The organism is Litchfieldia salsa (assembly GCF_900104555.1).
Classification (GTDB): domain Bacteria; phylum Bacillota; class Bacilli; order Bacillales; family Bacillaceae_L; genus Litchfieldia; species Litchfieldia salsa.
Map to the genome: position 1 here is coordinate 398,739 of NZ_FNJU01000001.1, position 12,428 is coordinate 411,166.

Here is a 12,428-nt window from a genome sequence, read left to right on the forward strand (position 1 = left end):
ATTGTTTAAAAAACAGATTAAAAATCTTCTGGAGTTATCCCCTCTTAACCTGTTTAAAGTAGCTACGAGTTCAACCTTATTAGTCGCCACATCCCTCCCACAAGACGTGTTAATAACACTTTTCGTTCATTCCCAATAACATAAAAAACGTCTTACCCTCTATATATCAAGGGTCTAGACGTTTTTTTGACTCTAGTTTAGATATGTTAATAGATTTTTTAACGGTTAAGATTTCAAGTGTTATTCCCCAATCTTGTATTAGTAGGTTGGCCATCCTTGAGAATCCCAGTTTAAATCATTGATTAATAAAGTTGGCAGACCATTGTTTTCAGCATCATACGCATGTCGGACGATAACATTATTATTATATACATCTTGGTGACCAGGTCCCTTCCAACGGTCATTACCAGCATCTAGAATCGTTCCGCCACCGTTCATCATGCTTACTCCATTTTTATCAAGATATGGTCCTGTTATATTCTTTGATCTACCATAAGCGATTTTGTACGTACTATTCACACCTTGGCAACATCTATCAAATGATACAAATAAATAATAGTAACCATCTTTATAGGTAATACTAGGAGCCTCTACTGGATTGTTTGGTATGTTGGGTCTTGATACAATCGAATAGACACTTCCAGTTGGCTTCATCGTGTTTTTATCTAATCTAGTTAGTTTAATTCCACTCCAAAAAGAACCATATGACAACCACGGGTTACCATCTTTATCAATAACAAGGTCACCGTCAATTGCATTAAAATTACTTGAGCTTGTTGAACGTACAACTAGACCATCATCCCTCCACTGACCAGAATTTATACTGTGTGTAGATAAAAGTCCAATAAGTGATGTATTTGAACCAAAGCTAGAAACTGAATAGTAAAGCCAATACCTTCCATTATAATATTGAATATCAGGAGCCCACTGATTTGTTTCATGGTTTGGTACATATGTTTTCCACCAAGATAGAGCAGTAGGAAAAATGACAGGTGTTGTGTACCAGTTTGTTCCATTATCAGATTTTAAAACTCTAATTCCATTTTTTCCAGCTTCACCAGTCCCAAAAACATACCAAGAGTTTCCTTCTTTAATAATTGAAGGATCATGTATCATTTTTTCTCCTGTTACATTCCAAAATGCGGCACTTGCAGTTAATTGAATGTTTAATAGGCACACGATAACAAATAACATAGATATTTTCTTCACTTTCTTCATCAAACTAATCTCCTCCTAACATATTATTATTAAAAATTTAGACCTTACAAATCTATCAATCACCTCCTTAATGCACACTTAATTCTTCATAAAAAAAAGATATACGATATCAGGATGATTTTCTTTCTCATAAATCGTATATTATTATGCTTTTTTGGATCATAAGCACTAATTGAGTGACCACGAGCACCTATTTCATAAGAACTATTAATTACATCTCCATTAGAAGAGATGAAGATTTTGGGATGTTTACCATTTGTTTGATCAAATAACGTTTGGCTGGCGTGTACTGCTACATACCCCATGACTATTTGCGATCATCATCACAAATTCACCATATCCCCCATTTTTCTTAATTACTAGATAGACATCCTCTAAATCATTTTCATGCCTGTCAGATGGAATCAAAGCATCATCAATTGCATGATAATATTGATATCCTAGAAAATAGTGAGTGGATGTTTCAACGAATGAAGTATATGCGTATGCAGGTAATGCTCCATACTTATCCTGCTCGTCACGAATTCGATCCCAGCTGTTGCCTAAGTCCCAATCATTATCAAAATTTGCTTTTGTAATATGATCACATGCAACACTATTTACAAGAGTAAACAGTTTGTATTGAGGTCTTATTACTAAGAAGTAAATAACGTGTTAAAAAATATATAATTTGTTATAGTTTGTAAATGAGTTTTAGAGACTAATAAACTAAATTTCTTATCAGAAGCTCTATATAAAACAGAACAAATCGAAAATGATATTCAATATTAATATAGTCCGCACCCATATAGGATCGAAACGGATCAACTGAACCTCTTTGATCGATTCCTACTAGCATGACCTCGTCATTGCTTAGGTGGATTTTGAATACTGAAGAATTTTCTAGATATTTTTCCACAAAAGGCTAACATAATCCAAACTGGTTGAATATCCTAGGGAGGAATGAAGGGAGAGTGTTCAAATGAATACTTACAATCAAATGGATCCTCAGGACCAGCGTAATCAAATGAAAAACCTTTGTAAAAGCTATATGAACTATCATGTTATCGGGCAACTGAGTGATGGTTCCCAGTTTGAGGGAATTATTGATAGCATGGATGAGGAAAGTGTGACCATGTTAGTTCCAGAAGAAGTGGAAGAACAACAGATGACTAGGTATGGATATGGCAATGGATATAATGGCTACGACGATGATTACTATCCTCCTCGCAGAAGAAGATATCGTCGATTCCGAAGACGTCGTTACCCATATGGGAATTTACTAGGACTCCTACTTTATCCTTATTTTGCTCCGGCTTATCCACCATACCCATACCCATACTACTAGGTAAGCGATGATCGATAATAGTCAGATGTAACTTGATGATTGATGGGCAGCTACATAGTTGCCTGTTTTTTTCTGCCCTTTTTGAGCAAACTATACATTCAGTTTCATACTCACATGGTTTCATGCTTGTTTGTACACCTCATTTACAACACATGTGAAACTACAAAATGGTACGTTTTTTATCCATAACCCGATTTATCGTGGAGTCCCTCTATTTTAAACCTTTAATAGTTAAGTAGTTAGTTTTTAATCTATCAATCCTTCTATATTGAAATCTGCAGAATATATTTCAACATAAAGAACTCCCCAAAAGATAAAACAGATTATTTATTTGATCTGTCTACCTTATGGAGAGATTTTATCATGTACTGGGGGCTCTGGACCTATTCGATTTTGTGCAAACTTCCTTTTTCCAGTGTTTCACCTACAGCATTTTGAGAGTTTTCACCAACTACTTTTAAGTAGACTCGGTTTTGGTAATAGCCTGTTGAATTCGCTATATTCAATAATTTTTGAGGCCATTCTCCTGCCCATCGGTAACCATCTCTTCTTTCCTTCTCAATTTCATGAATCGTATGCTTGATCACACCATCTCTTCCTGAAAAAATGGGTTGATTGGTACTAATGTCATAGAAGCGGTACCATGTGTTTGTGGATGAATCTGGATAAAAATATTGACCAGCAGGATCTCCTGAAACATATTTTACCCCATCTACTTTAGCTTCTTCAAACCAAGTTAAAGCACCATCGATGGCAGCCTGTACTTCAGTCGAAGGATTAGGCAATGACATGAGATATGCCACGACTCCTACTGACTCTGAACCTGAAATAGACGGATGTTCGTATGAACGAGCTTCCTTCGGTTCATAGGTGACAGGATCATGTTGAGCACACCATGCCGTTAATAAACCGTTCACTGTAATTTGAGAGTTCAAAATATAATCTAACCCAAGACCTAGTGACTTGTTAATCTGGTTTGAAAGATCATCTGCAACGATATCTGTATTGAATGGATACTTCTTTTCCGACGCCATTGTTAATACATTCATCACGCGTATCATCGCATTATCGTTAAATGTCACATAGTCAGAATAATTCCCCCTTGCAGGGTATACCTGTGGCCAGCCACCAGTATCATATTGAGCCTCTACTAAATAGTTAATACCTTTTAAAACAGAATCTTTATATCTAGTATCACCTGTTTCTTTGTACATGAGAGCTAAAAAGAGAATTTCATTTGTTGTTGCGTTATTATCGATGACTCCCAGTTCTCCAGCTTCAGGAGTATACATTTCGGATTTAGGTTCTTGTCCGTTCCATGGACGAATATATTTATCCTCCATGTTTTTATACCATCCGCCATGATCCATTTGCCATGAGAGTAGCGCATCAGCTTGCTTTATATCATTCGCACTATTTCCACTATAATAAGGGGCATTTAAATATGGAATATGATGCGGATCTTCTTCAATTGGTTTATTTATTGTTCCATCTTCATTAAATGTCTCCTTTGTTTTTATCACCACAATTGTTTGTTTTTCTTGGTTCACTTTTGTAGTCATACTTTCTATGTTTAAATTTGGTGTAAGACCAGGGTCAAGTGCTGTCCAATCGTTTGTTGCCGACAGCAATTCAAGATCGCTAGGATCAAAGTTTTTTAGCTTACTATTAAATGTAACTTCAATCGTATTTGAACCGGTTACTACACTTTTTACAATATTGATTGGACCGGGTGGTACAGCATTCCCTTTTGGGACAATGTTGAGAATGATAGGTTTGGATTCATTTCCTGCTCGATCAACTGCCGAAATGATTACTTTATTTAATCCAGGCTTCAGATTTACTTCAGAACTAAATGTATAATCAACTGCAGATGTTACTTCCTCCCCATTAATCTTTACAATCCCTGCTTCGTTAAGCTTACCGGAAATCTGAAAAGGGTTGTTCATCACATTATAGTGATTCCCGACTTTCTTTCCTACAAGTTCATCTAGTGTCACAACTGGTATCTTATGATCATATTCAACCCTTAAGACTGCAGAAACTGACTCATTACCTTCAGAATCAACGGCTTTCAAATTGAACGTGTTCAGTCCTGATTCAAGCTCAACGGTTGTACTAAAACTAAAATCCTTGTTTACTGGAATTTCTTTGGTATTTACAGTAACAGTCGCCTCTTTGTCGACTTTACCTGAAATCGTAAAGGTTGGTTTATTTACAATGGTGTCTTGTTGATCAAGCGTAATGATTGGTCTTGATTTTTCCGTTATTGGGATAATTCCAAGTCTAGTTGGATCCCAACCATCAGAACCTTTTAGTATATTTTGAACGGTGTATTGATTTGCTTCTTTAGCTGTTAGTTGCTTAGTCCATGGATCCCGTTCTTTTGAATTTGCTCCAGGTCCTTTACTATTGTATTCTGAATATCTTGCGGTCTCTTCGTTTGCCTGTTTCCCCCAGTTATCCCATCCATCAGGAGCAATAGATGCATCAATGTCAGTATTGATAAAGGAAACAGCTGAATATGGACGCCAAGGTCTGCCAAAGCGTACCCCTTCTATTCCTTCGTCAGACGTAATTTTTGAATTTAGGAAGACATAGCCAAACTGACTCTCTTCTGGTGTGCTTGCAGCTGTTAACATTCCCCCGTCACGATTACTGTGAATCTGACATTCATCAAAAACAGCTGTCGCAGCGCCAAAAATGAAATCAACATCACCTTCGATATAGCAGCCTTTATAATACTCTCTTCCAGAATGTGTATACAACGTATCCTGATAACCTAAAAACATGACGTTTTCAAAGTATGCACGGTCACCTGCAACATAAGCGGCTACCGCTTGTCCTGTACCTTGACCGGAATCATTTTCAATCGTTATATTTTTTGCAATAAAATCATCAGCATAAATAAATAGGCTCGAACTTTTTGAAGTCCCTAAGGGTTTGCCATCCTGTCCTAATGTGTTTGCATTGTCACTATATACTAGGACAGTGCCTTCTTTACTTTCCCCTACAAAACTAAGATTTGTTTTGCTTGCTGGTATTGTTAACTTTTCACGATACTCTCCATCTTTAATGAAAATCACATGACGCTTTGAACTGTTATCCGGTGCAGCATCAATCGCTTCTTGAACCGTTTTAAAGTCGCCGCCTTCTTTTGCTACAACCGTCACTTTGGCAGGTGTAACTGCTATTGGTTCAGAGTTGAAGCTCTCACCATTTTCGTTAACTGCGGAAATCACATAATCATAGGTGTCACCATTCGTTACTCCTGTGTCTTGATAGCTTGTAAGCTGAACATCCGTCGCAATAACTTCATATTCTCCACTATTAAATGAACCTCGTTTAATCGTATATGTGTCAGCTCCATTAACAGAAGGCCATGTTAAGATAACTTGCCCATCGCCAGCAGTCGCTTCCATTCCCGTTGGAATCGCAGGAACTCCATTATCTGGAGCAGGAATTGCAAGTATTGGCTTGGAATTTGCACTCTGAGCATTTTCATTGTTGGCAGATATCACATAATAATACCTATCACCATTTGTTAAGCCCGTATCCGTATATTCCGTTTCAGTTAATCCATCTTTAATTACCTCATAGCCGATCCCCTTTTCTTTACTGCGAAGGACTTGGTAAGTGGTAGCTTCATTAACTGGTTCCCATTTAAGTGTGATCTTTTCATTTCCATTACTTGCTGACAAGCCGGTTGGTGCTTGCAATGGGGATGTAGGCACCGCACTTATTACCTCTGAGGGTTTACTTTCCCCACCAATATTTTTTGCTGAGATAACATAATAATAATTCGTGCTATTATCTAACCCTGTGTCACGGAATGTCATTTTCTCATGAGTATCAGCAATCGTCTCAAAAGGACCTTCCTTTGTTGTACTACGTTTTACATGATAGGTTACTTTATGAGGATTCTCCTCATCCATGCCAAGCGCCCATTTTACGGAAGCATCAATCAACATCCAACCCTCTTCCGTCATGCTATCCTCTAGTCCGGCAAATAAAAATGTAGATACTCGTCGCGCAGGAACAGGGTCTCCATTTACATTTTTTGCGCCCTTTTCATATGCAAAAATGGTTGCTTTACTATTATCATCTGCTGCAGTAGCAATAATGATTGCTTCTTCACCAGGCTTCCCAAAATTGACTTTTCCTGTCTGATTATATACTTTAATCGTCCCATTTAATCCAGCAGCTAGTGTGTGGTTGCTATCATGAACGGTAAGAGAGTCTTGATTTTCATAACTTCCAAATGATCCAGAAGCAGCTTCACTTAAATGAACATCATCAAGTGCATAAGGTTCCGCATAGACAACAGGAACTGGTGAAGTCATGAATTTTTTGCCAATATAGGCGGATCCTGAAGATTCACCAATAAACACTAAATCATAGGAAAGCGCATCCTCACTGGTTACTTCATTATCTTTCTTAAAAGCTACCGAGTAACCAAGCGATTCTAAATGATCGATTGTTTTTTCATCAGCAGGGATTCCTGTACCAACAAATAAAATCTTTTTTTGATCACCAGAATTCCAACTTAAATCTACCTGACTCTCTCTCGAAAGAACGTTTAATCCTGTTGGTGTTGATGGAGGGTCCGGAATTTCAATAGGTGTCACGCTGACTTGCTTCGAATTGTTGCTTTCTCCTATAGAATTCACAGCAGAAATAACATAATAGTAAGGTGTACCATTCGTTAATCCGGTATCGACATAACGAGTTTCAGTTACATCTGTTGAGATTACTTCATAAGGTCCCCCGTCTTTTGTGCTTCGCTTTATTGTATATGTTTCTGTCTGCTCCTTTTTATTTTCAAGTCCTAACGCCCACATAACAGATTGGTCTATCAACTTCCAGCCTTCTCCAGTCATATATTCCTCTTGCCCAGAAAATAAAAACGTAGATACTTGACGAGCTGGCACTGGATCTCCATTTACATTTTTAGACCCTTTTTCATAAGCAAAAATGGTTGCTTTGGTTTCATCATCTGCTGCAGTGGCAATGATGATTGCCTCTTCACCAGGAGTACCATAATTGATTTTCCCAGCTTTATCGTAAACCTTGATGGTACCACTTAAACCAGCAGCTAAAGGATGATCTTTTGTATTGATATTGAGAGAATCCTGACCTTCATAGCTTCCGAACATTCCAGAAGTAGATTGGCTTAAATAAACATCATCAAGCGCAAATGGCTCGGCATATACAACAGGAACAGAAACATTCATAAATTTCTTCCCTATATTTCCTGAGCTTGATGATTCGCCGACAAATACTAAATCAAAGGATCCTGCATCTTCTCCAATTACGTCTTTATCTTGCTTGAACGTTACCGAAAATCCAAGTGATTTTAGATGGCTCATGGTCATTTCATCAGCAACGTTCCCTGAACCAACATACAGAATATGTTTTCCTTGACCAGCCATCCAAGTTAACTCAACCTGCTGACTGTCATGTGGAACAGCCATCAATTCGATTGGCTCTGACGGTAGTGTTTCATATTCTCCTAACTCTGCTGCTCTCACGACTGGAATAACGCTACTCTGAAAAATTGAAAGAAATAACAGTAAGCTTAAAAAAACGTTTATAACCTTCTTCATTCTTTTCCTCCTCGTAACCTTCTTTTACAACAGTTCCACATCAATATGTAGGTCTGGATGAAAGATCATGCACCTTAAATAAAATCACCTCCTTAAAGTAAGCAAAAAAACTTAATCAGAATGATCATATATAATGAAGCTTGTACGATTAAGGACAGTTAAACCTATTACTAGCGCGTCTTGACACGATATCCAACTAATGAAAGCACTTTCATTTTGATCCTAAAAAAAAGCAACAACTTCTGAAAAATTAACAAAAATCTTTCATTTCCATTTCGATTACTACTATTGCAAAGCTTGGTAGGATACACTTCGAATCATAAACAAAAGGTTCTTTTTCATATATAATCAATTTCTAATAACTAAGAAAAAAGCCTTATAAATTAACATGAATAGTCAAGTAATGAGCATGATTCACAATGAAGATTATGTCTAAATTCACATTCTAAAAGAACTATAAAAAGCTAAAGCTCTTGGTGAAATAATGCTTTTAACTAAACAAAATCAATTTGACATCAGCATCCTGTTTAGTTTGACTTTAATCCTGGGGAAAATTCTTGAATACAAAAGGACATCCCGTTTTGAGGATGTCCTATTTTCATGGTCTATAATTTCTTTTTTGAGCGTCTTTCTATCATTCTAAAAATAGACCAAAGGTACTTTTTTCTGTAATCTTAAAACATTTTCACCCTACTTTTTTTCTGTATATTCAATTGACGGGAATGCTTTCTTAATTATAATGCTTATCTCTTTCCTCACAGTTGTTAAACTATCAAAAAAACTAGCATATTGTTACAATTACCTCAACACCCACTTATTAAAAGGAGTTTCATTCATATGATTGAACTTAAAAGTAATGTAAATGCTGATAAGCTTTTCAAGCAATTATTAGTAGTTGTAAAAACAAATGGTCATCAATTTGATAGAGAATATACAATTGAAGAAATTGGGAGTCTAATCCCTAAATCAACTTCTGGCATTGAAAAATATGAATCTTATAATTACTCAATGACAATTATGTTTAGTGAACAAAAAGGGCGAGATTATTTTCTGTTTATGAATCCAGACATGAAGACTATTATTACGGATCTAGCGAATACTCGAAATCGAAATAATCGAGCGTGGAATACCATTTATGGACATGAAAGAGTAAGAATCAATCCAAAATATCTTACTTCAAATATAGTATGGCCATATCAAGATGTTGAAGAGATTCGTATCTTACCAATGTCAGAGAGTGATCCAGAATTTGATGGATATTCTATTCATGATATACAGGCCTGGTTTAGTGATGTATTACCTGGTACAGATTTTAATTTTACAAAGGGAATGAATGTCGAGGCAGGGACTCTCGTTTTATTCCAATACAAAGCTCATATTATCGCTTCAGCCATCTTAGATAAAAAGGTTGTATTTGAGGAAAAGTCGGAAGATACATATCGTGGATGTTATAAATTCAAGGCCAACACCATCGCTATCTTCCAACCATTGAATCGTGAGGTAATGAATAGTTGTTGGCCAAGTTTCAAAGGATTTAACCAAACACAACAGAGGTTAGATGTATTCGGTTATCAAAGGTTTTCTAAGATATTACTAGAGAAAGAACTAAGATTTGTCCTCGATATAGAGAATGAAGCGGCATTTCAGTCCGGCATTGAAAATATCAATATTACCTTACCCTCAGTATCTGATATACCGGTAGATCCAGTAAATCTTTCCACTTCTAGCCAATCTCAAAGGTGGACAAGAAACCAAGTGACTGCCAAGAGAGCCATCCTTCGATCAGGATACACCTGTGAATATAATCCTTCACACTCATCATTTAAATCGAAGGTGACTGGTCAAACATATGTAGAAGCTCATCATTTAATTCCAATGGAACAGCAAGAGAACTTCAATAAAAGCTTAGATGTTGAAGCAAACATCGTATCATTATGTCCTTTATGCCATAAGACGGTTCATCACGCAGACACAGATGAGGTTGAACCAATCATTACGAGTTTGTTTTCCAAAAGACAAGCTCGCCTTCAGACATGTGAGATTGAGTTAGATTTGGCAACCTTGATGTCGTATTATGAGTAAAATAAGATGTAGAAAAATTGAATTTTGAATCACTCTAGGTGCGGCTTTTTGTAACTTAATAGTTCAGAATACACCACTATCTAAGAAGTTTAATTAGCTGAGGCTATATCGCTGAAATATTAAAAGAAGCTTGTAGTGCAAAACTACAAGCTTAAATATGGCTTTAACCATTTTGGGGATAGGATGGGACGGTTCACTCGTTTACCAATTCTTGTTTAGATATAAAGCCTTGAGACACGAGAATGAACTGAGCCGTTGTCTCCTATCGAAATAAACTTTTCACTCGTCTGATTTGTCCGATATGGGTATCAATATGTTCAATAGAATGTTCAAAGATCTCTTTAAACGTAAGTTGGCCATCTTGGTTATGTGTGCCAATTCGTAAATAGTCCTGATCAGTTAATTGAAGAAGAATAGGTTGAAAGCTTTCACGCATCGTTTTGAAAAGTTCAAGATATAATTGATGATCAACTTGTTGGGATTTTAAACGAGTCGTCCATAAATCCTGATCAAAGGCAGTTAGGACAGGATTGTTCTCAGATAATACAGCTTTCATTCGGTGAATATGTACTAGTTCAGCATCCGAAATATGAATGATAATTTCCCTAATACTCCAATCTTTTTCAGATGGCTTAAACAAAAATTGCTCTTCTGTAAGTCCTTCTATTTCTTTAAGAATCATAGAGTATCCCTGTTTGTATTGTTCAATTAATAATTCCATTCAAAATCACTCCCTTTCGAATTATATCAAACATTGTTTTCAGCACGTTAACTCTTTTAGAAAAAAATGGATTTTTTAACAGAGATATAATAAATGGTATTTTGACGTCATTCAGAAATTACCTCATCAAACAAAGACTATTTTAGGAATTGATTTTTCGAGGATCAAAGGATGGATTCATTGTTTTGAAAAAGAGGACACGGGAGATTCAGCAATTAATAGAGTTAGGCTTAATTGTAGACAACCCGATTTATCGTGGAAAAGGATTTAGTATATCGATTCCTCCCACTGCTCCTTATCTTCACCGGGCTTATAAAAGGAAGTTTCAACGAGAAGGTGGAGAATATGCTTGAGAAGGAGTTTAGTTGAATAATCTGTTTTTCCTAGACTCCATTTTATATTAAGATGAATGCGTGTAGCTATCTATTTTCGAAAGAGTATGGACGTAGCGATTGAAGAAAGTCCTAGTCCTACCACAATAGCTAATGGAACTGACCGAGCTAAAATACAAAAAGCCACCCATTATGAGTGACTACTACCTATATGTTCTAACTGTGTTCTCCATCTATTAATATGTGAACCTGGATACTGAAAATAGCTAACTTTCAGCTTAACGTTATGCTTATTAGCAATTGACTCCATAGCTTCTTTTTGACTTGAACCAGAATCGACCATTTCTAATACGTCTCTTTTAAAACGATCGTCTGGTTTATAATCTGTATTGGCTCCATCATTTTTTGCCCTTATGAACTTCGGAACTTCATTAGATGCCAAACCTTTTATCCATTTACCGAAACTCCAAAGAGCTGCATCAGCAATTTTTATAGTTACTAAAGAGGTTTCTTTACTGTAATTATTATAAAATTCATAAAAAAACGTTTGATATTCCTTATAGCTTTCTATATTCAGTTGATTTGGCTTAACATCTATCTCTTGTCCGCATAACGCACGTTTTCCCCGCTCCACGTGCTGATCATAAAGTGGATAAAAGATTGGCGATATGATGTGTAAGATAAAAGAGGGAATGACAACTGCGTTAGAATTATATAATTGGAATCTTGAAGAAAACTCATATAATAACTCCTCCTCAAATTGCCTGATCTTCATGACAGACTTTGCCCAATTGAAAAACTCCTGTGAACACAAGATGTCATAATGCTTTTTAGGATTATATGTATTAGTTTAGGGTTTAAAAGTCTGTAGGTATAACCCGATACACAAAAGTCACCTTGTTCATCTTCCCTAACTTTTCCGTCCTTCCAATGTAGCATCCCTATTACCAATTCTCCTAACCTATTAGGGTCATTCGTTTTCTGGATTTCTTCTAAACAAGAATAGTAAAACTCAAGTGAATACTTATCAAATGAAAATCTGTCTTTCCACGCATCTACAAATGATTTCATTTTTACAACTCCCAACCTATTGAGTCCATAAATTAATGCAATAAACCTACTTTACTACATCCTGTAATAGA

General features: G+C 36.3%; 8 protein-coding genes. 3 read left to right on the top strand and 5 right to left on the bottom strand.

Features of this window, described 5'->3' with window-relative positions:
* Positions 1-258 precede the first annotated feature (258 nt).
* A complete protein-coding gene (locus BLQ56_RS01820; RefSeq protein WP_238457167.1) occupies positions 259-1,194 on the bottom strand; it encodes an arabinan endo-1,5-alpha-L-arabinosidase AbnA in 936 nt (311 codons plus the stop codon).
* A 985-nt stretch (positions 1,195-2,179) separates the two neighbouring features.
* Here BLQ56_RS01820 and BLQ56_RS01830 point away from each other — a divergent pair.
* Positions 2,180-2,545 carry a hypothetical protein gene (locus BLQ56_RS01830; RefSeq protein ID WP_238457135.1) on the top strand — a complete coding sequence of 122 codons (366 nt, stop codon included), beginning with the start codon at positions 2,180-2,182 and terminating at the stop codon, positions 2,543-2,545.
* A 383-nt stretch (positions 2,546-2,928) separates the two neighbouring features.
* Here the strand turns inward: BLQ56_RS01830 and pelA are convergent, their stop codons facing one another.
* Positions 2,929-8,151: a pectate lyase gene (gene pelA, locus BLQ56_RS01835; protein WP_090849415.1), complete on the bottom strand. Its 5,223-nt coding sequence runs from the start codon at positions 8,149-8,151 to the stop codon at positions 2,929-2,931.
* An 837-nt stretch (positions 8,152-8,988) separates the two neighbouring features.
* Between pelA and BLQ56_RS01840 the strand changes: the two genes are divergently transcribed.
* On the top strand, positions 8,989-10,233 hold the full coding sequence (locus BLQ56_RS01840; RefSeq protein WP_090849416.1) for an HNH endonuclease: 1,245 nt from the start codon (positions 8,989-8,991) through the stop codon (positions 10,231-10,233).
* A 262-nt stretch (positions 10,234-10,495) separates the two neighbouring features.
* On the opposite strand, the gene BLQ56_RS01845 is transcribed toward BLQ56_RS01840, so the two are convergent.
* A complete protein-coding gene (locus BLQ56_RS01845) occupies positions 10,496-10,954 on the bottom strand; it encodes a DinB family protein (RefSeq protein WP_090849417.1) in 459 nt (152 codons plus the stop codon).
* Positions 10,955-11,139: 185 nt separating this feature from the next.
* Between BLQ56_RS01845 and BLQ56_RS23300 the strand changes: the two genes are divergently transcribed.
* Positions 11,140-11,307: a hypothetical protein gene (locus BLQ56_RS23300; protein ID WP_175490157.1), complete on the top strand. Its 168-nt coding sequence runs from the start codon at positions 11,140-11,142 to the stop codon at positions 11,305-11,307.
* A 169-nt stretch (positions 11,308-11,476) separates the two neighbouring features.
* Here the strand turns inward: BLQ56_RS23300 and BLQ56_RS01850 are convergent, their stop codons facing one another.
* Together BLQ56_RS01850 and BLQ56_RS01855 are read right to left on the bottom strand one after the other, a co-directional pair.
* On the bottom strand, positions 11,477-12,061 hold the full coding sequence (locus tag BLQ56_RS01850; RefSeq protein WP_090849418.1) for a hypothetical protein: 585 nt from the start codon (positions 12,059-12,061) through the stop codon (positions 11,477-11,479).
* Positions 12,058-12,357 (bottom strand): hypothetical protein, encoded by a 300-nt coding sequence (locus BLQ56_RS01855; RefSeq protein ID WP_090849419.1) that lies wholly within the window; start codon positions 12,355-12,357, stop codon positions 12,058-12,060. The genes BLQ56_RS01850 and BLQ56_RS01855 overlap by 4 nt, the downstream gene beginning before the upstream one ends.
* Between the last annotated feature and the right edge of the window lie 71 nt (positions 12,358-12,428).